This window comes from Bradyrhizobium sp. Ses1 (assembly GCF_059512365.1).
In genome coordinates this window covers 1-22,732 of record NZ_JCAMOQ010000060.1, presented here as the reverse complement: position 1 = coordinate 22,732, position 22,732 = coordinate 1, and the positions used below count along the sequence as shown (strand labels likewise).

The following is a 22,732-nucleotide window of genomic DNA, read 5'->3' as shown; positions in this document are numbered from 1 at the left end:
CGGAAATCGTCACGTCAGACTTCGCGGCGGCTCAGGAACGCCAGCCGCTCGAACAGGTGCACGTCCTGTTCGTTCTTGAGCAGTGCGCCATGTAGCGGCGGGATCAGCTTGCGCGGATCGCGCTCCCGCAGCATTTCCGGCGTGATGTCCTCGTTCAGCAGCAGCTTCAGCCAGTCGAGCAATTCGGAGGTCGAAGGCTTCTTCTTCAGGCCCGGCACTTCCCGCACCTCGAAGAAGATGCGCAAGGCCTCTTCCACCAGGCGCCTCTTGATGCCGGGGAAATGCACGTCGACGATCTTTTCCATCGTGTCCGCATCGGGGAACTTGATGTAGTGGAAGAAGCAGCGGCGCAAGAAGGCGTCCGGCAACTCCTTCTCGTTGTTGGAAGTGATCATCACGATCGGGCGCAGCTTGGCCTTGATGCTCTCGCCGGTCTCGTAGACGAAAAACTCCATGCGATCGAGCTCGAGCAGCAGATCGTTGGGGAATTCGATATCGGCCTTATCGATCTCGTCGATCAAGAGCACCGGGCGCTTCTCGTTGGTGAAGGCTTCCCACAATTTGCCGCGCTTGATGTAGTTCTTGATATCCGAGACGCGCGCGTCGCCGAGTTGGCTGTCGCGCAATCGCGACACCGCATCATATTCGTAGAGGCCCTGCTGCGCCTTGGTGGTGGACTTGATATGCCAGGTCAGAAGCGGTGCATCGAGCGCCTTGGCGACTTCCTCGGCCAGCACCGTCTTGCCGGTGCCGGGCTCGCCCTTCACCAGAAGCGGGCGCTCCAGCACGATGGCGGCGTTGACAGCGACTTTGAGGTCATCGGTGGCGACATAATCCTTGGTACCGGTGAATTTCATACTACCCCGTCAGAATGAGTTTCAATTTGATACTAATGGAAAAACCAAGCAGGTCTAGCGTGGATTCCAGCGTCTGAACGCAACTGAGGTCATCGCTACCGCCTCGAATTTAGGCGGGCCGTTTCCGCCTTGCGGAATGACGCTCACACCTTCGTGGCGAACCCGTAATGCTGTCCTAAAGACCCCGGGTGCCCTTGACGGCGCGACCCCGGCGGGCAATCTATGGAACATGTTCCTGCAATTCTTCACATCGCTGCGCGATGCCCAGGTCCCTGTGACCTTGCGTGAATATCTGACGCTGATGGAGGCGCTCGACGCCGACCTCGCCGAGCAGAGCGTCGAGAATTTCTATTATTTGTCGCGCTCGGCGCTCGTGAAGGACGAGCGCAACCTCGACAAGTTCGACCGCGTCTTCGGTACCGTGTTCAAGGGCCTCGAGAGCCTGCTCGATGCCATGGACAAGGCTGAGATCCCCGAGGAATGGCTGAAGAAGCTCGCGGAAAAATACCTCACCGAGGAAGAGAAGAAGCAGATCGAAGCCATGGGCTGGGACAAGCTCATGGAGACGCTGCGCAAGCGGCTTGAGGAACAGAAGGGCCGGCACCAGGGCGGCAACAAATGGATCGGCACCGCCGGTACGTCGCCGTTCGGCGCTCATGGTTACAATCCCGAAGGCATCCGCATCGGCCAGGAGAAGAACCGCAACAACCGCGCCGTGAAGGTGTGGGACAAGCGCGAGTTCAAGGATCTCGACGGCAATGTCGAGCTCGGCATCCGCAACATCAAGGTCGCGCTGCGGCGCCTGCGCAAGTTCGCCCGCACCGGTGCGCCTGACGAACTCGACCTCGACACCACGATCAAGGAAACCGCCAACCACGGCTATCTCGACGTGCACATGCGCCCCGAGCGGCGCAATGCGGTGAAGGTGCTGGTGTTCTTCGATATCGGCGGCTCGATGGATTCGCATATCGAGCAGGTCGAGGAATTGTTCTCGGCCGCCAAGAGCGAATTCAAGCACATGGAATATTTCTACTTCCACAACTGCCTCTATGAGGGCGTCTGGAAGCAGAACAAGCGGCGCTTCACCGATCGCACCCCGACCTGGGACGTGCTGCACAAGTATCCGCACGACTACAAGGTGGTGTTCGTCGGCGACGCCTCGATGTCGCCTTACGAGATCATGGTCCCCGGCGGCTCGGTCGAGCATGTCAACGAGGAGGCCGGTTCGATCTGGCTCGATCGCATCATCCGCACCTATCCGCACGCGGTGTGGCTCAACCCGGTGGCGCAGAAGCACTGGGACTATTCGGAATCGACCACCATCATCCGCCGCATCTTCTCCGAGCGCATGTACCCGATCACGATCGAAGGTCTGGAGAATGCGATGAAGGAACTGGTACGATAGCTCTCGTCATTCCGGGGCGTCCGAAGGACGACCCCGGAATCCATTTAGCCACTTGCGCCGGCGGAGGAATAGATTCTCTGATGTGCAATTGCACATCATAGTTCGATGCTTACGCATCGCCCCGGAATGACAAACAACAACCAAGGGAGAGCCCCATGTCCCAGACCATTCACCGCGGCATCAAGCAGATGATGGACGAAGCCAATGCCGAGATCGAGACCATCAGCGCCGCCGATGCGATCAAGATCCTCCCGAACGACGATGTCGTGATCGTCGACATCCGCGATCCCCGCGAGATTGAGCGCGACGGCAAGATCCCGGGCGCCTTCTCGTGCACCCGCGGCATGCTCGAGTTCTGGATCGATCCGGCGAGCCCCTACGCCAAGCCGATCTTCCAAGAGGACAAGAAGTTCATCTTCCATTGCGCCGGCGGCATGCGCTCGGCCCTGGCTGCGAAGACCGCGCAGGACATGGGGCTGAAGCCGGTCGCCCATATGGGCGGCGGTTTCGCCGCCTGGCGCGACGCCGGCGGCCCGATCGAGAAGTGGGAGCCGAAGAAGAAAGACTAGGTGGTCGCCACCGCCAGCGCCGTCATGCCCGGGCTTGTCCCGGGCATCCACGCCCTTGGGCGACGCAGGCGAAGACGTGGATGGCCGGGACAAGCCCGGCCATGACGCAAGCTGAAGGATATCGCTAGATGACCACCACCGAAGACCCGCTCGTCTCCACCGACTGGCTTGCCGCCCACCTCGGCGATCCCAAGGTCAAGGTGATCGACGCCTCCTACAAGATGCCGGGTGTGCTGCCGTTGCCGGCCGACGATTTCATCGCCGCCCACATTCCCGGTGCAGTGTTCTTCGACGTCAATGCGATCGCGGACAAGAGCGATCCGCGCCCGCACATGTATCCGACCGCCGAGCAGTTCGCGCAGGACGTCTCCGCGCTCGGCATCTCCTCAGGCGACACGGTGGTTGCCTATGATGCCGGCGGCTGGGTCGCCGCGCCGCGAGCGTGGTGGATGTTCCTGTCGTTCGGTCATCCAAACGTGAAGGTGCTCGACGGCGGCTTGCAGAAGTGGAAGGCCGAGGGGCGGCCGACGGAAACCGGGCCCGTCGCGCCGAAGCCTGGAAAATTCCAGGCCAGGTTCGATCCGAGCTTCGTCCGCAGCAAGGAGCAATTGCTCGGTAATATCGAGACCAGGAAGGAGCAGGTGATCGACGCGAGGCCGCGCCCGCGGTTCGAGGGCACCGTCGTCGAGCCCTGGCCCGGGCGCCGTTCCGGGCACATCCCAGGCAGCCGCAACGTTCCCTATGCCGACCTGTTCGACCCCAAGACCGGCGCGATGAAGCCGCTCGATGAATTGCGCAAGGCATTTGCGTCGGCCGGCGTCGATACGGCGAAGCCGATCGTCACCAGTTGCGGCTCCGGCGTGTCGGCGCTGGTGCTGACGCTCGCGCTCTATCGCCTCGGCGTGCGCGGCAGTGCGCTCTATGACGGTTCCTGGGCCGAATGGGGATTGCAGGACGGGCCGCCGATCGCGACGGGACCTGCGTGATTGCAGACGATCAGCGCGTGGGGCGGACGAACACCGGCTGGCCGAACGGATCGAAAGTCTGCTGCTGCGGGATGACCTGCGGCGCCAGGCGTTGCTGCTGCGCCGCGAGGCGCCGGCGCTCCCTGGCACGCTCCGCCCGTGCACGCTTCTTGGCCGCGGTTTGATCCGGCTTCGCATCCGCGCTCTTTGCTGATGTCGTTTGCTCGACGCTGACCGCGGGGCCGCCCAGCGTGGCGATCTTGGCCGCCGCCGGACTCGCTTCCGCTGAGGTCGGCGCCTCGGGTGCGGCCGGCGTGGCGTCGTTCGCGGGCGGGACCTCTGCGACCGCCACAGGCTTGGCCTCTTCGGCGGGCGCAGGAGTTTCCGTCTGGGCTGCCGCCGTCGGCGCCTGGGGTTCCGGAGCATCTGCTAGAGGCGGTTCGGCCGGCGGCGTCTCGGTTGAGGCAGCCTCCTCGGGCTTCACGGCGGCCATCTGCTCAGGCTCGGCCGGCGCGGGAGCATCGGCGGTTGGTACGGTCGGAGAAGGGGACGTCTCGGCGCTGTCCGGCGCCTTTTCTGTTGTCTCTGCTGCGGGCGGGTCGACGCGCAGCATGGCGAGCGTCGGCGGCTTCGCTTGAACTTGTGTTTGGGCTTGCGCGAAGACGGGCTCCGGCGGGCTGCGTCGCGCCGGGATGCTCGCGACTTCCTCATGGGCGGCCCGGAGCAGCGCGGCAGCGCCAAGTCCGAAGATCAGGACCGACGTCGACAGCACGATTGCCGCGAACAGGAAACGAAGGCCGGGAAGCATGGCGCGGTTCCGTCTTTGCCGAAGTGTTCTGTTGAGCCAGAGGAAACGCGGTGATCACAGGGAAGCCGCTCGCGGGCAGCGAATCAGGCCGATTCGAGGATATCGCAACCAATGTCAAAGCAATGACGCCCGTAGTCCCCCGGAATAACTTTTCCCTGACGGTGAGGCATCTTTGCCGCAGCGATCACTGCCAATCACAAAATGACCGATTCGGCCCGGATTTCGCGGAATTGTCTTGAATGCGCCGCTATCTTCCTTCAAGTGCCGTTAACGGTCCGGTGTGGCTTGGGGACTATACAAGAGCGATGATGATCAACCGCATTCTGACGATTTGTGCTGCCGCAGCGCTCGGCGCGGCAGGAACTTCGGTTGCGCAGGCGCAGCAGGGCTACCCCGCAGGGCCAGGTCCAGTCTATTCCGCTCCTCAGGGCTCGTATCCGCCGCCACCCCCCGGCTACGTGCGCGACGACCGCCGGCCGTCGGATTTCGATGTCTTTGAGGAGGACGACGAGGCGCCGAACGGCCAGAGTTCGGCGTCGCTGTCGCCGCCCGGACCAGTGCTTTCGCCCAACGATCCCCGCTATGGCCGCCCGATGGGCGCGCCCCCGCCGGTCTATTCGGATCGGACCATGCCGACCGGCCCGGTCATGTCGCCGGATGATCCGCGCTATGGCCGGCCGGCAGGCCCGCCGGCGGTGATCTATGCCGATCGTCCCCAAGGGCCGGCGCAGAGTTACAACTATCCCGATGATCGCGCCATGCGTCCGCCGGAGTCGGTGGGCGCCGCGGGTGGTGCGCCCACCGTCACCGGCGCCGTGTCGCAGCAGCCCCAGGTCGGCAGCGACGGCAGGCCGATGACGGTCGCGGCGCTGCCGCCGGAGGAGCAGCCGGAGGCCGCTCCCGTGCAATTGCCGCCGAACCTGCGCCGCCAGGAGGTCTCGTTCGCGACCAAGGAGCCGCCAGGCACCATCGTGGTCGATACGTCGAACACCTACCTCTATTACATCCTGGGCGGCGGCCGCGCGATGCGCTACGGCGTTCGCGTCGGCCGCGATGGCTTCACCTGGACCGGCGTGCAGAAGATCAGCCGCAAGGCGGAGTGGCCGGACTGGTATCCGCCCACCGAGATGATCGAGCGTCAACCCTATCTGCCGCGCTTCATGGCCGGCGGCCCCGGCAATCCGCTCGGCGCGCGCGCGATGTATCTCGGCTCGACCGTGTACCGCATCCACGGCACCAACCAGCCCTCGACGATCGGCAAGTTCGTCTCTTCCGGCTGCATCGGCATGCTGAATGAGGACGTCTCCGACCTCTTCGAGCGCGTGAAGGTCGGCACCCGCGTCGTGGTGCTGCCGGGTGGTCCGCCGCCTGGAACCGCCACCGCCTCCGCTGCGCCGCCGCCCGGCGGGCCCGTTGCGGCCGCCCCAGCGCCGACCCAGGCGCAGGCCGCCGCACCGCTGCCGGGCACCCAGCCGACCACGGTGCCGCCGCTGCCGGCCCCGGTCACGATCCGCTAGGGCGATTACAGTCCAACATCAAAACGCGCGCGAACAGCGCGCCTTTTTTGTTTTGCGCTTCTGTCAAATTCCCGCGCTTGAATTCGTGTTCGGCTGGATTACCTGCCAGAGGGCTGCAACCGACGTGGGACAATGCCATGCGCATCCTTGTTGCAGGCGCCACCGGCGCTATTGGCCGACAACTCGTTCCCGCCCTGATCCGGGCCGGCCATTCGGTGATCGGCACGACGCGAACAGCAGCGAAAGCCGAGGCGATCGGGCAGATGGGCGTCGAGCCCGTCATCGTCGATGGCCTCGATGCAGAGGCTGTCCGCGCGGCGGTCATTGCGAAGCAGCCCGAGGTGATCGTCCACGAGATGACCGACCTCGCCGATGTTACCGATCTCCGCCATTTCGATCGCGCCTTCGCTGTCACCAACCGGCTGCGCACGCTCGGCACCGATTGCCTGCTGGCGGCCGCGCGCGAAGCCGGTGTCAGGCGTTTCGTCGCGCAAAGCTTCTGTGGCTGGACCTATGGCCGAACCGGTGCACCTGTCAAAACCGAGGCCGATCCGCTCGATCCCGATCCGCCGCAGGAACTTCGACGCACGCTGGAAGCGATCCAGCATCTGGAGCGCGCCGTCACCGGCTCGGATCAGCCGGAAGGAATCGTGCTCCGATACGGATCGTTCTACGGTCCCGACACCGGCATACTGTCGCGGGCGATGATCGATCAATTGCGGCGCCGCCGCGTGCCGATGATCGGCGATGGTGGCGGCTGGTGGTCTTTCATTCATGTCGCCGACGCTGCATCCGCCACCGTTGCCGCCATCGAGCGCGGCGAGGCCGGCAATATCTACAACATCGTTGACGATGAGCCCGCGGAAGTCAGCGAATGGCTGCCGGCGCTTGCGGCGATCGTCGGCGCTAAGCCGCCATTCCATGTGCCCATCTGGCTCGGCCGATTGCTCGCCGGCGAACATGTGGTGGCGATGATGACCGAGGTGCGGGCGGGCTCGAACGTCAAAGCCAGGCGCGAACTCGGCTGGCACCCGGCGCATCCGTCCTGGCGCACCGGCTGTGCCGAAATCGTCGGGCACTCCAGTGGCCACAGCGCTGCCGCTTGAGCTGTTGATGCGACGCTCAGACGTCCGCCTCATCAGCGCTTTCGCGGGTTGCATTCTCGAGCCAACCGGCGATGCGCAACAAGTCACGATCGCGCCCGCGAGCGCCGATGAGCTGGACGCCGATTGGAAGTCCCTGATGGCCTCTGAGCAGTGGCAGCGAAACGGTCGGCAGACCGCAGAGGCTCCATGGCATCGACATGACACCGGAGCCCGGCCCATCTTCCAGCCGGGTCGCCTCGCCCGGCGCCGACAGGGTGATCAACAGATCATGTTGGATGAACATACGCGAGGCCAGTTCAACGAGACGGTCGGCCTGCGCATCGAACGTAAGGTAGCTTGCCGCGCTGATGGTGTGGCCGGCTTCGATGCCCCGCTGCAGCGGCGCGCAATAGCGGCGGATGGTCTCAGTCGGCTCCGAGCCGAAACGATAGGCGAGATGCGCGTTGAGCAGCCCGAAGGTGACATCGAGTGCCTGATCGAATTCAAGTGGGAGTTCCACCTCGACGGTCGCGGTCGGCAGTGACTGGATGAATGTCTCGAATGCTTTCCCCGCGTTGTCGTCGATCAGCTTCCAGCCTGGCCCCTTGACCACGCCAAGACGGGGCGCGGAGGCCGCAGGCTGGACAGCCGCTAACGCGGGATCGAACGCGCCGGCGAAAAGGCACAAGTCTCCGATCGAGCGGGCCAACAGGCCGAGATGCGCCATGCGCGGCACCAGCACGTTCGATCCCGCCATTGAGGTGAAACCCAAAGAGGGTTTGAACGCGAACGCGCCGCAAAACGAGGCGGGGAGGGTGGTCGAAGCGGTGTGTTGCGTGCCAAGCGCCAGCGGCACCATGTGGTCGACGACGGCGGCGGCAGAACCCGCCGACGACACGCCCGGCGAGCGCGACAGGTCCTGAGGATTGCGGGTCGGGCTCGGATGGTACATCCCGAATTCGGATGTCGCGGTCTTGCCGACAATGATTGCACCGGCGCGGCGCAGCGCCGCCACCGCATCCGCATCGGCGTTTGGCCGCCGGCCGCGAAGCGTCTCGCTGCCATATTCGGACGGCATGTCGGCGGTGTCGAATACGTCTTTCACCCCGATCGGCAGGCCGTGCAGTGCGCCGAGCGGCCCACCTGATGCGCGGTGCTCGTCGGCACGCCGCGCCTCTTCGCGCGCCCGCTCCGCATCGAGGAAAGCCCACGCCCTGACGTCGGGCTCACGCGCGGCGATCCGGTCCAGGCAGGCATTCATCAAATCGAGCGCGCTTGTCTCGCCCCGCTTGATCCTGTCGGCCAGCATGCTGGCCGACAGGTGGTTTGGAAGCACAGAGCTGGTCATCATCGAACCGAGGCTGTGATGCTGCAGCCCGATTCGGCGGCCGGGCGGAACGCGGTCGCGGCGGGAACGGTGGCGATCCGCTCGTAATAGTCCCAGGGCTGCCGGCTCGCCGCCGGCGATTTCACGCGATAGACGCCGAGATCATAGGCGAGGCGGCCGTTCTGCTGCACGACAGCCTGCCGCCCGAACCGATCGACCGGAAGCTGGCGCATCTCGGCATTGACGATCGCGGCATCGTCGCTTTTGGCGCTTCTCGCGGCCTTCAGGAAATGCAGCACGCCGGAATAGACGCCGGCTTGTTCGCGGGTCGGCATTCGGCCGTGTTCCTTGAAGAAGCGCTGCGCGAAGTCGCGGGTGCCGTCGCTGTCATCCCAATAGAATCCCGTGGTGATGATCAGCCCCTGCGCCGCTTCGAGGCCGAGGCTGTGGACATCGGTGACGAAAGCGTGGAGCGCTGCGATCTTCTGCGTGCGCATGATGTTGAACTGGCCGGCCTGCTTGATCGCATTGACGGTGTCGGCGCCGGCGCTCGCGAGCGCGACGACCTGCGCGTTCGAGCTTTGGGCACGTAGCAACAGCGAGGCGAAATCGGCTGTGTTGAGCGGATGGCGCGCGCTGCCGAGCACCTTGCCGCCGCGCTCCTGCACCACGGCACTGGCGTCTTTCTCCAGGTCGTGGCCGAACGCGTAGTCGGCGGTGAGGAAGAACCAGGACTTCTGCCCCTGCTCGGTCAGCGCCGCAGCCGTGCCGCGCGCCAGTGCGTAAGTATCGTCGGTCCAATGGGTCACGTAGGGCGAGCAGCGTCCGCCGGTGATCTCGACGCTAGCGGCACCCGATACCAGGAGCGACCGCTTCTTCTCGGTCGCGATCGTCATCAGCGCGAACACCGCGCCCGAATGGGGCAGGTCGACAACGGCGTCGACGCCTTGCCGGTCAAACCACTCGCGTGCGATGGCTGAGGCGACATCCGGCTTGTTCTGATGATCCGCGGTGATGATCTCGATCGGGACCCCGTTGATCGAGCCGCCAAAATCGGCAACGGCCATCCGCGCGGCCTTGATCGAGCCCGGCCCGCCGACATCGGAGACTACGCCGCTTTGATCGCCCATGACCCCGATGACGACCTTATTGTCCGAGAACTGAGAGAAGGCCGGCGACGTGAGTATTGAGCTAAGTGCAATTGAAATCAGGATTTTCCGGTACATTTCGCTGCTCCGCGTGAGGTGCGGCGGAGCCTAACAACCCGCTGCTACGCAGATGTGACAGTGTTGGTACATATGTGATTATTGGCTAGTGACGAAGATTCGATGAGGAACAGCGTGACCAGACAGGCGACGGAAATCGAAACGTTCGGGCCGGAAGTGGAGAACGGGGACGCGTTGGTCGCCCGCATCTGCTGGCACTACTACAAGGAGGGGCAGACCCAGGACGTCATCGCGCAGCACCTGAAAATCACGCGGAAGCGGGTCAACCAGATCCTCGGAGAGGCGCGGGAGCGCGGCGTCGTCCAGATCTCAATTGCCAGTCCCTTCGGTCCTTGCAGCGAACTTGAGGCCCGCCTCGCTGCACGTTTCAAGCTGCGAGGCGCCATCGTCGTGCCCGCGCCGATTGGCGACACTGACGTCCGCAACCTCGTCGGCGCCGCCGCCGGTCACTATATCTCCGAGCACCTGCCGCCGGCCGGGACTCTCGGCATCACCTGGGGTGGCACCATCAACATGGCCGCGCAAAATCTGCGGCGCCGTTCCGGCGACGGCTGCCGTGTCGTCCTGTTGTGCGGCGGGCTTGCCGAAAGTACGGCGATCAATCCTTACGACAACGCGGCGATGATGGCGCGCGCGTTGGGCGCGACATGCTACTACGTGACCGCGCCGATGTTCGCGGCAACGGCACAGCTTCGCGATGCGCTGGTTTCCAGTGAGCCCGTGCGCTCGGTGCTCGCAATGGTAGCAGGGCTGGATATCGCCTTGTTCAGCGCCATTGATCTGTCCGAACAATCGAAAGCGCTGGAATATGGCGTGATATCGCGCGAGACGTGGCAATCGCTGCGCGACGCCGGCGCGGTCGGAGATATCTGCGGCCACTATCTCGACAAGGACGGCAACGCGGTGACGCATCCCCTGACCCGGCGCGTGATCCATCCGCCGATGAGCGATCTGAAGGCGGTACGCGAGCGCATCCTTGCCGCCGGTGGCATTCAAAAGCTTCCGATCATCAGCGCGGCGATCCGCGCCGGGCTGGCCGACATTCTGATCACGGATGAACGGGTTGCGACCGCCCTTTGCGAAGAACGGTGATCACGCCAGTCGCCGCGGCGGTTCGCTCCCCTTGGTCCAGGCATCGATGCACTCGACCATCTGGCCGTAGTGGATCCCGAGGCTCTCCTGGGTCGCGTAGCCGAGATGCGGGGTGAGCACGAGGTTGTCGAGCCTGCGGAAGGGATGGTCGGCCGGCAGCGGCTCCACCGAGAACACGTCGATGCCGGCGCCCGCAATCTTCTTTTGCGTGAGAACCTCCTGCAGCGCGTTCTCGTCAACGATCGGCCCGCGCGCGGTGTTGACGAGATAGGCCGTCGGCTTCATCCGCGCGAGATCGACGGCACCCACCAGGCCGCGCGAGCGCTCGCTCAGCACCACATGGATGGTGACGATGTCGGCGGTCGCAAACAATTCCTCCTTGCTGGCATAGCCGACGCCGGCCTCCTTGCATTTCTCGGCCGTCAGGTTGGGGCTCCAGGCGATGACATTCATGCCGAACGCCTGCGCGAGCTTCGCCACCCGACTGCCGAGCTTGCCGAGCCCCACCACGCCAAGCGTGCGGCCCTCGATCTCGACGCCGGCAAAGGTCTGCCAGGGCTCGCCTGCATGCATCCGCGCGTTTTCCCGGCCGATGCCGCGGGTGAGTTCCAGGATCAGGCCGAGCGTCAGCGCCGCGGTCGGATCGCGGCTGTATTGCGTGCCGCACAGCACCACTTTGTAGTCCTTGGCGGCGTCCACATCGATCGCGGCATTGCGCATGCCTGATGTCAGCAGGAGTTTCAGCTTGGGCAGCGCCGCGAACAGCGTGCGCGCAAATGCGGTGCGCTCGCGCATCGCGCAGATGATCTCGAAATCGGCAAGCGCGCTCGCGGCAGCCGCCTCGCTCGCAAACGGCTCCCTGAACACGGTGACGTCGACGCGGTCCTTGATCTCTGACCAGTCGGCGATCGAAAGTGACAGGTCGAAATAGTCGTCGAGGATTGCACAGCGCAGCCGCGTCATCGATGAATCCGTCTGTGGCGAGGACGACAGCGAAAACTGCCGTCAAGGGATATCGCTATGGTTGCGCGCAATCGTCGGGTCGCGCAAGCGGACTTCGGGAAACCCCGCTTCAAATATCCGGCAGGTTCAACTCAACCGGCTTCTGTGCTTGGCGCGCCAGGCCGGCCCGGGCCCGCGCATATAGTGCAGTTCCGGCCGGTAGGGGTTGAATGCCCTGGCGAAGAACTGGCGCCAGAAGATGCGGAGTTCGGCGAGGATCTTCGCAAGGCCAGTGCGGCTGGCCGCCGGGGCGGGCAGGGACGTGCTTGTTGCCATGACACAGCCCTCCTGTTGGTGATGCGCGGCTCAGCCTGCGCAAAATGCCGTTTTCGACGCTGAAAATGAGATTTCGCCCGATTTATTAAAAGAAGGTTTCAATTGTCGTCATCTTGCGCACACATGGTTTCGATCCCGTATTCATCGGGGTGAACGGATGGAAAACGCACAGTGTGCGGTTGCGCTTTGAGGGCACGGCGGCTACATCGGCGGCAGCAAAATTTCCATAAATCCTGCCGATTCCAGGGGACTCAATGGCCCGCCAGTTCGTCTATTTCATGCAAGGTCTGACCAAGAGCTACCCGACCCGCAAGGTGCTCGATAACGTCCACCTGAGCTTCTATCCGGACGCCAAGATCGGCGTGCTCGGCGTCAACGGCGCCGGTAAATCGACGCTGCTCAAGATCATGGCCGGCATCGACAAGGACTATACCGGCGAGGCCTGGGTCGCCGAGGGCGCCCGCGTCGGATACCTCGAGCAGGAACCGCAGCTCGATCCCAAGCTGAGCGTCCGCGAGAACGTGATGCAGGGTGTCGCCAAGCAGAAGGCGATCCTCGACCGCTACAACGAACTGGCGGTGAACTACTCGGACGAGACCGCCGACGAGATGACCAAGCTGCAGGACGAGATCGAGGCACAGGGCCTCTGGGATCTCGACAGCAAGGTCGACCAGGCGATGGACGCGCTGCGCTGCCCGCCCGACGACGCCGACGTCACAAAGCTCTCCGGCGGCGAGCGCCGCCGCGTCGCGCTGTGCCGGCTCTTGCTCGACCAGCCCGAACTGCTGCTGCTGGACGAACCGACCAACCATCTCGACGCCGAGTCCGTATCCTGGCTCGAAGGCCATCTGCGGCAATATCCCGGCGCGATCCTGATCGTCACCCACGACCGCTACTTCCTCGACAACGTCACGGGCTGGATTCTCGAGCTCGATCGCGGCCGCGGCATTCCCTATGAGGGCAACTATTCCTCTTGGCTGGTGCAAAAGCAGAAGCGGCTCGAGCAGGAGGGCCGCGAGGACGCGGCGCATCAGAAGACACTGGCGCGCGAGCAGGAGTGGATCGCGTCCTCGCCGAAGGCGCGCCAGGCCAAGTCCAAGGCGCGCTACCAGCGCTACGAGGAACTGCTCAAGAAGGCGAGCGAGAAGCAGACCCAGACCGCGCAGATCGTCATCCCCGTGGCCGAGCGGCTCGGCCAGAACGTCGTCGACTTCGAGGGCCTGACGAAATCGTTCGGCGACCGCATGCTGATCGACAATCTCACCTTCAAGCTGCCGCCCGGCGGCATCGTCGGCGTGATCGGTCCGAACGGCGCCGGCAAGACCACGCTGTTCCGCATGATCACCGGGCAGGAGAAGCCGGATCAGGGTACGATCACGGTCGGGGAGTCCGTCCATCTCGGCTATGTCGACCAGTCGCGCGACGCGCTCGACGGCAGCAAGACCGTGTGGGAGGAGATTTCCGGCAACAACGAACTGATCCTGCTCGGCAAGCGCGAGGTGAATTCGCGCGGCTATTGCTCGGCCTTCAACTTCAAGGGCGCTGACCAGCAGAAGAAGGTCGGTGCGCTCTCAGGCGGTGAACGCAATCGCGTGCATCTCGCCAAGATGCTGAAGTCGGGCGCGAATGTGCTGCTGCTCGACGAGCCCACCAACGACCTTGACGTCGACACGCTGCGCGCGCTCGAAGAGGCGCTGGAGGATTTCGCCGGCTGCGCCGTGATCATCAGCCACGACCGCTGGTTCCTCGACCGCATCGCCACCCACATCCTCGCCTTCGAAGGCGACAGCCATGTCGAATGGTTCGAAGGCAATTTCCAGGATTACGAAAAGGACAAGATGCGGCGCCTTGGCCAGGATTCGATCATCCCGCATCGCGTGAAGTACAAGAAGCTGACGCGGTGACGGCACTTTAGCGACGATCTGCTGCGGCCAGTTGTCGCTTTCCACCACGACGAGATTGCGTAGATATAGCGCTCCGCAATCCCCGATACTGCTGCGAGCAATTCATAATGTCTGCCACCTCCGACGCCCCCGCGCCGCCGAAGATCGCTTCGCTGCGCCCGGTTCCCATGTTGATCTTCGGATCGCGCTGGCTGCAATTGCCGCTTTATGTCGGGCTGATCATCGCCCAGGGCGTCTATGTGGTGCTGTTCATCAAGGAACTGTGGCACCTGTTCGCCCACGCCTTCGATTTCAGCGAGCAGCAGATCATGCTGGCGGTGCTCGGCCTGATCGACGTCGTCATGATCTCGAACCTTTTGGTGATGGTGATCGTCGGCGGTTACGAGACCTTCGTCTCGCGCCTCAACCTGCGGGGACATCCCGACGAGCCGGAATGGCTGAGCCACGTCAACGCCAGCGTGCTCAAGATCAAGCTGGCGATGGCGATCATCGGCATCTCCTCGATCCACCTGCTGCGGACCTTCATCGAAGCCGGCGCACTCTCCTCGGGCAAGACCAACTACACCGAGACTGGCGTGATGTGGCAGACCATCATCCACACCGTCTTCATCCTGTCCGCGATCGGCATAGCCCTCGTCGACAAGCTGTCGAATGCGTCGATCGAAGGCGCCAAGCAGTCGGCCGGACATCATTAAGGGTGCGGCGCTTGCGAGGTCGTGCTAGGTTCATGGACGGGGCGCGGCTGATGTCCGCCTCGAAAACGGGACAGCACTTCGATTGGACCGCTGAGTGAACAAGCCGCTCGACTTGCCATTCCTCCGCACGCTCGCCTTCGGCTTTCTGTTCTTGGTGTTACCAACGGCCTCGCCGGCCCACGCCGCCGATGCCGCCTTCAGCCAATTCATCGCCTCACTCTGGCCGGAGGCGCAGGCCGCCGGCGTGTCGCGCGCGACGTTCGATCGTGAGACGCGCGGGCTCGAGCCTGACTACAAGCTGCCGGATCTGATCTTGCCGGGCCGCCCCGCGACCGGCGCGCCGGCGCAGGCTGAGTTCGTCCAGGTGCCGGCGGATTACGTCAAGGAAGCTTCCATCGCGCGGCTTGCGGCCGAAGGGCAGCGGCTGATGCAGAAATATCGTGCTGACCTCAACGAGATCGAAAATCGCTTCGGCGTGCCGGCGACCGTGGTGCTCGCGATCTGGGGGCGAGAGACCGATTACGGCCGCTACAAGCTGCCCTATGACACGCTGCGCGTGGTGGCGACACAGGCCTATGTCGGCCGCCGCAAGGACCAGTACCGCACCGAGTTCATTCTTGCGCTGAAGATCCTCGGCGAGGGTGCGGTGACACGCCAGGAAATGCGCTCATCCTGGGCTGGTGCCACCGGGTTCACGCAGTTCCTGCCGTCCGAATATTACAAGCACGGCGTCGATCTCGACGGCGACGGCCGCATCGACATCTGGCACTCGGTGCCTGATGCGCTCGCGTCCGCCGCCCAGCAACTCGTCAACAAGGGCTGGCAGAAGGGCGTGCGCTGGGCCTACGAGGTGAAGCCGCCGGCCAATGTCGATTGCACGATGGGCGTGCCGGAAGTGACGAAGCCGATCGGTGATTGGCTGCGCGCGGGCTTTGAGCCGGTGCGCGGACAGAAGCTCAATGCGACCGAGCAGGCGCAGCCCGCCTCGCTGTTGCAGCCCGAGGGCATCTATGGCCCCGCATTCCTGACCACGAAGAACTACTTCGTCATCAAGGAATACAATTTCTCCGATCTCTACGTGCTGTTCGTCGGCCATCTCGCTGACCGCATGACGAGCCCGCAGCCGTTCGCCACGCCCTGGTCGGCGACGACGCAATTGCGCACCGCCGATGTCGAGGCGATGCAGCGCCATCTCACGCGGATCGGTCTCTACAAGGACAAGCTCGACGGCAAGGCCGGGATGCAGACCCGTGCCGCGCTCGGCGCCTACCAGAAATCGGCAGGCCTGAAGGTCGATTGCTGGCCGAGCGAAGCGGTGCTGCGCGCGATGACGGCGGCGAGATAGGCCCTACGCTCGACAAACAAAAACCCGGCCGCAAAGGGCCGGGTTTTGAATTTGGTGGGTCTTTACCCGCCGGGTCAGCTTAGTCGCAAACCTGAACGCGACGGAAACGCCAGCCGTAGCCGTCCCAGAAGCGCTCGCGAATCATGCGGCACGGAGCTTCTTCAACGTAGACCGGCGCCGGTGCGACATAGACCGGAGCCGGACGGCTCGCAGCAATCGCGCCACCGAGTAGGGCGCCGCCAATCAGGCCACCGGCCACGCCGGCTGCGATCTGGCCGTCTCCGGCCTTGGCGGCCGGCGCGACAGCCAGCGAACCGGCAATCGTTGCGACCGCGACGAAGGCAGCTAATGTCTTCTTCATGTCTAGGGCTCTCCTGGATGGCGCCTTCAGCCGACGCCGGGTTTAACGATGACTCGCACGCTGGTTTCGAAATCCCGTCTCGCAAAAAGAGCGCACAACAGTCAATCGAAAGTAAACGTCAGCGCGCTAATGGCCTGAAAAAAACGGTTTTTTCTGGCCATTCGCCGTTCAGCTTCCGGAAAAGCGGTGGTTTTCCGGCATCCTGTGCGAGATTTAATGAAGGTGAATGCGCGTTAATAGCAGACGCGCACGTTGCGCACCCGCCAGCCATAGCCATCCCAGAAGCGCTGGCGTTGCCAGGCGCAGGGCGGTCCGTACTCGTAGGGGTCGGCGACGTAATAGCCGGGGCCGGGACCGTACGAGTAACCTGGACCGTAGGAGTACCCCGGACCGTAGTACCCGTTTTGCGAAGCAATCGCACCGCCGATCAGGGCTCCACCGATCAGTCCGGCCGCAACCCCCGCGGCAACGCCGCGCTGCGCATGCGCGGGAGGAGGTGCCGCCACGAGCGCGCCTGCCAATGCAATGGCGGCAAATCCGAGCAATGTCTTCCTCATGGCCTCACCTTTCTTCAAGTCATCCACTTTGGGGCATTGGTCCTGACCAGAGTTCCACATTTCCCCGTAACGATCAATGAACGCCGCAGCGGATCGCCCGAGAAGTGATGGCCAGCGTGCCGTGCGGATGACGCGGATCACACTTAGATTCATTCCAATTTACCTCCGTCATCAGTTTGGAATTGCTTCAAATTCCCGTTTTTCTTTTTGCGTCGCTTGCTCGCCTTCAATATCTCTTAGGTCAGCATCACCGACCGGACCCGCCTTTTCGATGATCGTTTGTTCCTGCAACGTCCTCAGCGACCACGACGTCCGCAATGCGGTGAGCGTCAGCGGGTCGTTGCCGCGGAATGCCAAGCAGCTTTATGGCTGCCTCGGCTGCAGTGCCGAATGCGGTCGCTGCGCCCGGACCATCAAGACCATCATCGACGAGGCGCTTGGCCCATGTGCCAAGGCCTGCTGTGCCGGCTGCCCGCACAGCCATGACGCCGTCGACGACGTCGCCAATACAGAGTTCGCGTTGGCCGCCTGCTGAGCCGTCGGGATTTCCCCAGATCTCTTCGCAGATGCCCTCCCAGAGGAGGGTTGCTCTCGTTCATGATCTGATTTAGAAGCGTTCTAAAGTTGAAATCGGGCCCGCTTTGGGCCTTTAAACATTTGGAGTGGACTATGCAGGGCGACCCTAAGGTCATCGAATATCTCAACAAGGGCCTGCGCAGCGAACTCACCGCGATCAACCAGTACTGGCTGCACTATCGCATCCTGAACAACTGGGGCCTCCTGGAGATGGCCAAGGTCTGGCGCAAGGAATCGATCGAGGAGATGCACCACGCCGACCGCTTCACGGACCGCATTTTGTTCCTCGACGGCTTCCCCAACATGCAGGTGCTCGATCCCTTGCGGATCGGTCAGAACGTCCAGGAGATCATCGAGTGCGATCTCGCCGCCGAGGTCGGTGCCCGCTTGCTCTACCAGGAGGCCGCCACCTATTGCCACGGCGTCAAGGACTATGTGAGCCGCGACCTGTTCGAGGACCTGATGAAGGACGAGGAGCACCACATCGATTTCCTCGAGACCCAGCTCGATCTGATCAAGCGTATCGGCCTTGAGCTCTACACCCAGAAGCACGTCGGCCACCTCGAGAGCGAGCACTGAGCCGGGCGAGAGAGCATCGATTTCTCTCGTCATGGCCGGGCTCGACCCGGCCATCCACGCCCTTTCTTACGGTCTCCAACGCGTGGATGCCCGGGACAAGCCCGGGCATGACGGTTGAGAATGCAGCCCATCGAATTCGCTAGAGCTGCGTCTTGTAGCGTTCTTCCACCATCGCCTGGCTTTCCGGCTCGCCGAGCGTCGTCTGGTCGTGGATCACTTCGCTGATGCTCGGAAATACCTTGCGCTCGACGCGCGTGTCCGCCGACCACAGTTTCGAGCGCATCAAGGCCTTGCCGCAGTGGAAATAGGCTTCCGTCACGTCGATGCGCAGCACCGCGCGTGGCGGCTTGCCGAATTCCACCATGGAGGCCAATAGCTCCGGATCGGCCGAGAGGCGTCCCTTGCCGCCGACACGCAGCGTCTCGTCGATCCCCGGCACGAAGAAGATAAGCTGCACGAAGCCTGAGCCCGCGACGATGTTCCGGAAGCTGTCGATGCGGTTGTTGCCGGAGCGGTCCGGCATCAACAACAGGTTTGGCGAGGCGACGCTGACGAAGCCCGGATTGCCGCCGCGCGGCGAGGCATCGACGCTGCCGTCGGAGCCGGAGGTCGCCAGCACGCAGAACGGCGACATGCCGATGAACTTCCTCGCATGCACATCGATCTCCGGCCGCGCCTTCGCGATCACGCGCGCAGTCGGTTTTTGATAGATCGAGGCGAGGTCGGCAGCGGCAAGGTCGGTCACGGGCGATCTCCAGATGTCGTATTTGTGACAAGCGTATCATCGCCAAATTCCGCCGTCATCCCTCGCTGAAAGAGGCATGCTCAGTCTCAGCCGCGGTCCTCGACATCAGTCTCGGGGCGGTCGCTGCCGGCGGCGGTCTCGGTGTGCCATTGCCCGTCGGGGGTTTCATACTCGATCGCCTCGGTGCGGCCGGGCACGCGCTGCTCTGCCGCCACACGCCGGGCGGCGGCCAGCGCAGCGGCATGGGTCGCGAACGGTTCGGAAAACACACCGTCTACGGTGTAGGCCCAGCCGCCGTCATGCTCGACGATCTTGTAGATCACATGGCTCATCGGGAACTCGCTTCATGGTTGACACTGGAAGGGTGAAGCCACCGGCGTTTTCATGACAGAATAGGCGATGATGTCGGAATTTCCATGGACCAATCGTCCTTAGGGCAGGCAACGGGCCCGGGCCGCCGGTGACAGGAGCAAAGCATGTGCCGTAATATCAAGACGCTGTTCAATTTCGAGCCGCCGGCGACCGAGGACGAGATCCACGCTTCCGCACTGCAATTCGTGCGCAAACTGTCCGGCTTCAACAAGCCGTCGCAGGCCAATGAAGCCGCCTTCGATCGCGCGGTCGCCGAGGTCTCAGACGCCGCACGCCGGCTTCTCGTCTCGCTACACACCACGGCACCGGCGCGCGACCGCGAGATCGAGGCGGAGAAGGCCAAGGAGCGCTCGCGCCTGCGGTTCGGGTGAGCTGCGGCGGCCGTGACCTGCGCGATCGGTGCGCGGCCTATTTCTTGTCCTTGTGCTTCTTCTTTTTCTTGTCCTTGCGATCCTCGTCATCATCATCGGGATCCTCGAGGCCGTCGGGCTGTTCGGCAACGGCCGCAGCCAATGCTTCGCGCTCGGCCGCCTCCTGCTCGCGCTGGCGGCGGTAGTCCTCCCAGGCGTCGAAGATCATGTGAAGCCACGGCATCACCTGTTCGATCGACGGCAGTTGCCCGGGCGGGCCCGGCTCGCCGCGCGGACCGGCAGGTCCCTGCGGTCCGGCGGGACCTTGCAGGCCGGGCGCTCCCTGCGGACCCGGTTCACCGCGCTTGCCTTGCGCACCAGGTTTCCCTTGCGCACCAGGTTTGCCCTGCGCTCCCGGCTTGCCTTGCGGGCCGGGCTTGCCGCGCGCGCCATCGGGGCCGCGCCGGCCGGGATGTCCCTGCGGTCCCGGCCGCCCTTGTTCGCCGGGCCGGCCGCGTGGGCCCGGCGCGCCCGCTGCTCCGCGCCGGCTGGAAGCTTCATCGGCCACTGCTGCACTCCGAAATAAAATTGCGCCCGCGCGTTTTTTAGCGGCGTTTGACGACCGCTTCAATTCCGCGAGCCGCCCTTGCCGCATTGATCAACATCAATGATGCGATCGCGCGGCATGGCATCCTCGGGAGTGTGGCTGGCGGGACGGGAGCGAAGCCATGAACGCAGGCTGGAAGATCTTCTTGCTCTCGCTGGTCCTGTTCGCGATTGCCTTGGGCGCCGAACAGCTCCTTGTGCCCGACATCGTGCCGATAGCCTATGCCGAGGAGCCGCAGCCGCTGTTGCTGGTGGAGACCGCTTTCGTGCTGCGAGCGATCGTGCTGATCGCGGGAAGCGTAGCGGTGATCTCGTTCGTCATCACGCTCGGCGCCTGGGTGAGAAGCACGCGATCGCTTGAGGCAATTCCGACTAATCGTTCGGCGCGGGCACCTCGATGCCGTCGGCCGAATAGCTCCTGATCTTGTTGCGCAACGTGCGCACGGAAACGCCGAGCACGCGCGCGGCGCGCGTGCGGTTGCCATTGCAGCGGATCAGGGTTTGCAGCACCAGCTCGCGCTCGACCTCGCCGACGGTGGCTCCGATCAGGAGCGGCACGATTTCGTTGGGGGCCAGTGAGGACGCCGGAATCTCCGGCAGGGGCTGCGTGGACACATAGGACATGACACCTCCCGAGCAACGCCCGTTCGCAACATCGCGAATCGGAAACATCGAGAACGAACAAACCCCGCGCCCGCGCGAGACGGTGGCCGCAGATGGTTAACAAACGATTAACGCGATCGCTACCATCCACATTTGCGCATGGGTTCCCGCACGCGCCATGCTCACACCGCCCGGTAGCCGCCATCCACCATCACGATCGATCCCGTGACATAGGCCGACAGGTCGGAGGCGAGGAAGATCGCAGGCCCCACGATGTCGTCGGCCTTGCCGGCGCGGCCGAGCGGCGTGTGCGCGATGAAGCTCTTCACAAGCTCTGGATTGCTCGCGCGCGTCTGGGCGTTCAGTGGCGTCTCGATGAAGCCGGGGCCGATCGCGTTGACGCGCACGCCTTCCTTGCCGAGCTCGGCGGCGAGCGCGCGGGTGAAGCCGAGCACGCCGTGCTTGGAAGCCGTGTAGGCGGGCGAGCTCGGCGTGCGCACATGCACGAAAGACTGGATCGATGCGATGTTGACGATGCGTCCCTGCGCGGAGCGGATCTGCGGCAGGAACGCATGCGTCACGTTGAAGACACCGGTGAGGTTGATCGCGATGATGTCTTCCCAATCCTTGATCACAGCCTCGTCCGCGCCGAGCATGCCGTTGCGTCGCGCAATTCCGGCATTGTTGACGAGGATCGTGACCTGTCCGATCTTGCCGGAAATCTTCTTTGCAAGCGCGATGCAATCCTCGCGCCTGGTGACGTCGAGCGCAAAGCTGTCGGCCTTCCCGCCGGCGTCGCGGATCTCCCTCGCCACTTCCGCCGCCGCGCTCGCGTTGACATCGAGCAGCACGACGCGAGCGCCTTCGCGCGCATAGCCGGCTGCGATCGCGCGGCCGATGCCGGAGCCTGCGCCGGTGACGACGGCGATATGATTTTCGAGAAGGGCCATGGATGTTTCCTCTTGCTTGTTGTTGGACGCCGCGGAGAGGCTAATCCATTTTGTAGGGAGGGCAAAGCCAACGGGTTGCGCGAACGCGCGCCCCGTTGGCTTTGTCCACCCTACAGATTCTCGCTCCATCCTGCATCCGCGCTACACTTCGCAACGTGCGAATCGATCTGTCGCCATTGATGCTTTCCAAGAAAATCCCGGAGACTTTCCTATGAAACTGCCATCCGCCTTTCGCGCCGCGCTCCTCGCGCTGTCCGCTTTCGCCGGCGCCATTCTCTCCTCGGCTGCCCATGCCGACAGCGGCACTGTCTCGCTCACGATCTACAAGGCGGGCTGGATCATCGGCGGCTCCGGCGGTGGCGGCGTGTTGAATTTTCACGGGCGCAGATATCCGCTGTCGGTCGGCGGCCTCGACTACGGCCTGGTATTCGGCGGCTCGAAGACGGTGCTGCGCGGCCGCGTCAGCAACATCAATCGTCCCTCCGATGTCGCCGGTGTCTACGGCGCAGCCGGCGCCGGCCTTGCAATCGGCGGTGGCGCCCGCGCCATCGTGCTCACCAACCAGAAGGGCGCCGTGCTCGAACTCGTCGGCCACCAGGTCGGATTGATGGCGAATGCCGATTTGAGCGGGCTCGCGATCACGATGAAGTAGGGTGGCCGTTCTCTGTCGTCCCTGCGAAAGCCGGAATGACGCGTCATTGCGAGCGGAGCGAAGCAATCCATCTTGCCGCTTGCGGGAGCATGGATTGCTTCGTCACTTCGCTCCTCGCAATGACGAGGAGAATGCTGATTTGAATTTCAAACAGCGGAGGGGACGTAGGTTCGCATTCTCGCGGCGCTATGCGCCCGAGGTTTGCTTCACTTTCCACCCTCTCATTGAAGTGAGGGCGCAGGGAAAGCCGGGTGCCGGTTGCACCCATGGGTCCCGTGCAACAAAAAGCACGGGGGTAGGACCACAGG

General features: G+C 63.7%; 27 protein-coding genes. 14 read left to right on the top strand and 13 right to left on the bottom strand.

Annotated elements, in window-relative coordinates:
• Window positions 1-14: 14 nt before the first annotated feature.
• The gene (locus tag AC5ZG5_RS39600; RefSeq protein WP_028166112.1) at window positions 15-857 is read right to left on the bottom strand and encodes an AAA family ATPase; all 843 of its coding nucleotides are present in this window, start codon (window positions 855-857) and stop codon (window positions 15-17) included.
• Between the two features lie 229 nt (window positions 858-1,086).
• Here AC5ZG5_RS39600 and AC5ZG5_RS39595 point away from each other — a divergent pair, with 229 nt between their 5' ends.
• The 3 genes from AC5ZG5_RS39595 (at window position 1,087) to sseA (ending at window position 3,817) form a co-directional block, all read left to right on the top strand.
• Window positions 1,087-2,262, top strand: coding sequence for a vWA domain-containing protein (locus AC5ZG5_RS39595; RefSeq protein WP_028166113.1), 1,176 nt, complete (start codon window positions 1,087-1,089; stop codon window positions 2,260-2,262).
• 155 nt (window positions 2,263-2,417) lie between these two features.
• A complete protein-coding gene (locus tag AC5ZG5_RS39590) occupies window positions 2,418-2,831 on the top strand; it encodes a rhodanese-like domain-containing protein (RefSeq protein WP_028166114.1) in 414 nt (137 codons plus the stop codon).
• A gap of 128 nt (window positions 2,832-2,959) precedes the next feature.
• Window positions 2,960-3,817 carry a 3-mercaptopyruvate sulfurtransferase gene (gene sseA / locus AC5ZG5_RS39585; protein WP_456644764.1) on the top strand — a complete coding sequence of 286 codons (858 nt, stop codon included), beginning with the start codon at window positions 2,960-2,962 and terminating at the stop codon, window positions 3,815-3,817.
• A 10-nt stretch (window positions 3,818-3,827) separates the two neighbouring features.
• Here sseA and AC5ZG5_RS39580 read toward each other — a convergent pair whose 3' ends face one another.
• Entirely contained in the window at window positions 3,828-4,604 is a 777-nt protein-coding gene (locus tag AC5ZG5_RS39580; protein ID WP_456644765.1) for a hypothetical protein, read from the bottom strand.
• A gap of 305 nt (window positions 4,605-4,909) precedes the next feature.
• Here AC5ZG5_RS39580 and AC5ZG5_RS39575 point away from each other — a divergent pair, with 305 nt between their 5' ends.
• Together AC5ZG5_RS39575 and AC5ZG5_RS39570 are read left to right on the top strand one after the other, a co-directional pair.
• Window positions 4,910-6,121, top strand: coding sequence for a L,D-transpeptidase (locus tag AC5ZG5_RS39575; protein WP_456644812.1), 1,212 nt, complete (start codon window positions 4,910-4,912; stop codon window positions 6,119-6,121).
• A 137-nt stretch (window positions 6,122-6,258) separates the two neighbouring features.
• Window positions 6,259-7,227: an NAD-dependent epimerase/dehydratase family protein gene (locus tag AC5ZG5_RS39570; RefSeq protein WP_130229903.1), complete on the top strand. Its 969-nt coding sequence runs from the start codon at window positions 6,259-6,261 to the stop codon at window positions 7,225-7,227.
• 16 nt (window positions 7,228-7,243) lie between these two features.
• Here the strand turns inward: AC5ZG5_RS39570 and AC5ZG5_RS39565 are convergent, their stop codons facing one another.
• The gene (locus tag AC5ZG5_RS39565) at window positions 7,244-8,554 is read right to left on the bottom strand and encodes an amidase (RefSeq protein WP_456644766.1); all 1,311 of its coding nucleotides are present in this window, start codon (window positions 8,552-8,554) and stop codon (window positions 7,244-7,246) included.
• Window positions 8,554-9,759: an ABC transporter substrate-binding protein gene (locus AC5ZG5_RS39560; protein WP_456644767.1), complete on the bottom strand. Its 1,206-nt coding sequence runs from the start codon at window positions 9,757-9,759 to the stop codon at window positions 8,554-8,556. The genes AC5ZG5_RS39565 and AC5ZG5_RS39560 overlap by 1 nt, the downstream gene beginning before the upstream one ends.
• Before the next feature lie 114 nt (window positions 9,760-9,873).
• Between AC5ZG5_RS39560 and AC5ZG5_RS39555 the strand changes: the two genes are divergently transcribed.
• On the top strand, window positions 9,874-10,851 hold the full coding sequence (locus AC5ZG5_RS39555) for a sugar-binding transcriptional regulator (protein ID WP_456644768.1): 978 nt from the start codon (window positions 9,874-9,876) through the stop codon (window positions 10,849-10,851).
• On the opposite strand, the gene AC5ZG5_RS39550 is transcribed toward AC5ZG5_RS39555, so the two are convergent.
• Together AC5ZG5_RS39550 and AC5ZG5_RS39545 are read right to left on the bottom strand one after the other, a co-directional pair.
• Window positions 10,852-11,814, bottom strand: coding sequence for a D-2-hydroxyacid dehydrogenase family protein (locus AC5ZG5_RS39550; protein WP_456644769.1), 963 nt, complete (start codon window positions 11,812-11,814; stop codon window positions 10,852-10,854).
• Window positions 11,815-11,940: 126 nt separating this feature from the next.
• Window positions 11,941-12,129 carry a hypothetical protein gene (locus AC5ZG5_RS39545; RefSeq protein ID WP_456644770.1) on the bottom strand — a complete coding sequence of 63 codons (189 nt, stop codon included), beginning with the start codon at window positions 12,127-12,129 and terminating at the stop codon, window positions 11,941-11,943.
• 254 nt (window positions 12,130-12,383) lie between these two features.
• On the opposite strand from AC5ZG5_RS39545, the gene ettA reads away from it, so the two are divergent.
• From ettA to AC5ZG5_RS39530, 3 genes are all read left to right on the top strand, one after another.
• The gene (ettA, locus tag AC5ZG5_RS39540; protein ID WP_130229899.1) at window positions 12,384-14,033 is read left to right on the top strand and encodes an energy-dependent translational throttle protein EttA; all 1,650 of its coding nucleotides are present in this window, start codon (window positions 12,384-12,386) and stop codon (window positions 14,031-14,033) included.
• Window positions 14,034-14,140: 107 nt separating this feature from the next.
• Window positions 14,141-14,728: a TIGR00645 family protein gene (locus tag AC5ZG5_RS39535; RefSeq protein ID WP_456644771.1), complete on the top strand. Its 588-nt coding sequence runs from the start codon at window positions 14,141-14,143 to the stop codon at window positions 14,726-14,728.
• Window positions 14,729-14,873: 145 nt separating this feature from the next.
• A complete protein-coding gene (locus AC5ZG5_RS39530; RefSeq protein WP_456644813.1) occupies window positions 14,874-16,073 on the top strand; it encodes a lytic murein transglycosylase in 1,200 nt (399 codons plus the stop codon).
• Window positions 16,074-16,152: 79 nt separating this feature from the next.
• Here the strand turns inward: AC5ZG5_RS39530 and AC5ZG5_RS39525 are convergent, their stop codons facing one another.
• Together AC5ZG5_RS39525 and AC5ZG5_RS39520 are read right to left on the bottom strand one after the other, a co-directional pair.
• Window positions 16,153-16,434: a hypothetical protein gene (locus AC5ZG5_RS39525; RefSeq protein ID WP_130229897.1), complete on the bottom strand. Its 282-nt coding sequence runs from the start codon at window positions 16,432-16,434 to the stop codon at window positions 16,153-16,155.
• Between the two features lie 233 nt (window positions 16,435-16,667).
• On the bottom strand, window positions 16,668-16,991 hold the full coding sequence (locus AC5ZG5_RS39520; RefSeq protein WP_456644772.1) for a hypothetical protein: 324 nt from the start codon (window positions 16,989-16,991) through the stop codon (window positions 16,668-16,670).
• A 271-nt stretch (window positions 16,992-17,262) separates the two neighbouring features.
• Between AC5ZG5_RS39520 and AC5ZG5_RS39515 the strand changes: the two genes are divergently transcribed.
• Together AC5ZG5_RS39515 and bfr are read left to right on the top strand one after the other, a co-directional pair.
• Window positions 17,263-17,526, top strand: coding sequence for a (2Fe-2S)-binding protein (locus AC5ZG5_RS39515; protein WP_456644773.1), 264 nt, complete (start codon window positions 17,263-17,265; stop codon window positions 17,524-17,526).
• A 134-nt stretch (window positions 17,527-17,660) separates the two neighbouring features.
• Entirely contained in the window at window positions 17,661-18,146 is a 486-nt protein-coding gene (gene bfr, locus AC5ZG5_RS39510; protein ID WP_130229895.1) for a bacterioferritin, read from the top strand.
• 139 nt (window positions 18,147-18,285) lie between these two features.
• Here bfr and AC5ZG5_RS39505 read toward each other — a convergent pair whose 3' ends face one another.
• Together AC5ZG5_RS39505 and AC5ZG5_RS39500 are read right to left on the bottom strand one after the other, a co-directional pair.
• Entirely contained in the window at window positions 18,286-18,891 is a 606-nt protein-coding gene (locus AC5ZG5_RS39505; protein WP_456644774.1) for a pyridoxamine 5'-phosphate oxidase family protein, read from the bottom strand.
• An 86-nt stretch (window positions 18,892-18,977) separates the two neighbouring features.
• Window positions 18,978-19,223, bottom strand: a complete 246-nt coding sequence (locus AC5ZG5_RS39500; RefSeq protein WP_130582521.1) for a DUF2188 domain-containing protein — start codon at window positions 19,221-19,223, stop codon at window positions 18,978-18,980.
• Window positions 19,224-19,367: 144 nt separating this feature from the next.
• Here AC5ZG5_RS39500 and AC5ZG5_RS39495 point away from each other — a divergent pair, with 144 nt between their 5' ends.
• Window positions 19,368-19,634 (top strand): DUF2277 domain-containing protein, encoded by a 267-nt coding sequence (locus AC5ZG5_RS39495; protein WP_028166130.1) that lies wholly within the window; start codon window positions 19,368-19,370, stop codon window positions 19,632-19,634.
• Between the two features lie 37 nt (window positions 19,635-19,671).
• Here the strand turns inward: AC5ZG5_RS39495 and AC5ZG5_RS39490 are convergent, their stop codons facing one another.
• Window positions 19,672-20,181 carry a collagen-like domain-containing protein gene (locus tag AC5ZG5_RS39490; RefSeq protein WP_456644775.1) on the bottom strand — a complete coding sequence of 170 codons (510 nt, stop codon included), beginning with the start codon at window positions 20,179-20,181 and terminating at the stop codon, window positions 19,672-19,674.
• 160 nt (window positions 20,182-20,341) lie between these two features.
• Here AC5ZG5_RS39490 and AC5ZG5_RS39485 point away from each other — a divergent pair, with 160 nt between their 5' ends.
• Complete coding sequence (locus tag AC5ZG5_RS39485; RefSeq protein WP_456644776.1) at window positions 20,342-20,641, top strand: hypothetical protein; 300 nt, start codon at window positions 20,342-20,344, stop codon at window positions 20,639-20,641.
• Here AC5ZG5_RS39485 and AC5ZG5_RS39480 read toward each other — a convergent pair.
• The gene (locus tag AC5ZG5_RS39480) at window positions 20,592-20,843 is read right to left on the bottom strand and encodes a helix-turn-helix domain-containing protein (protein WP_028166132.1); all 252 of its coding nucleotides are present in this window, start codon (window positions 20,841-20,843) and stop codon (window positions 20,592-20,594) included. The two genes, AC5ZG5_RS39485 and AC5ZG5_RS39480, sit on opposite strands and share 50 nt — an antisense overlap.
• A gap of 161 nt (window positions 20,844-21,004) precedes the next feature.
• Window positions 21,005-21,772, bottom strand: a complete 768-nt coding sequence (locus AC5ZG5_RS39475) for an SDR family NAD(P)-dependent oxidoreductase (RefSeq protein ID WP_456644777.1) — start codon at window positions 21,770-21,772, stop codon at window positions 21,005-21,007.
• Window positions 21,773-21,983: 211 nt separating this feature from the next.
• Here AC5ZG5_RS39475 and AC5ZG5_RS39470 point away from each other — a divergent pair, with 211 nt between their 5' ends.
• Window positions 21,984-22,424 (top strand): hypothetical protein, encoded by a 441-nt coding sequence (locus AC5ZG5_RS39470; RefSeq protein ID WP_456644778.1) that lies wholly within the window; start codon window positions 21,984-21,986, stop codon window positions 22,422-22,424.
• Window positions 22,425-22,732 lie beyond the last annotated feature (308 nt).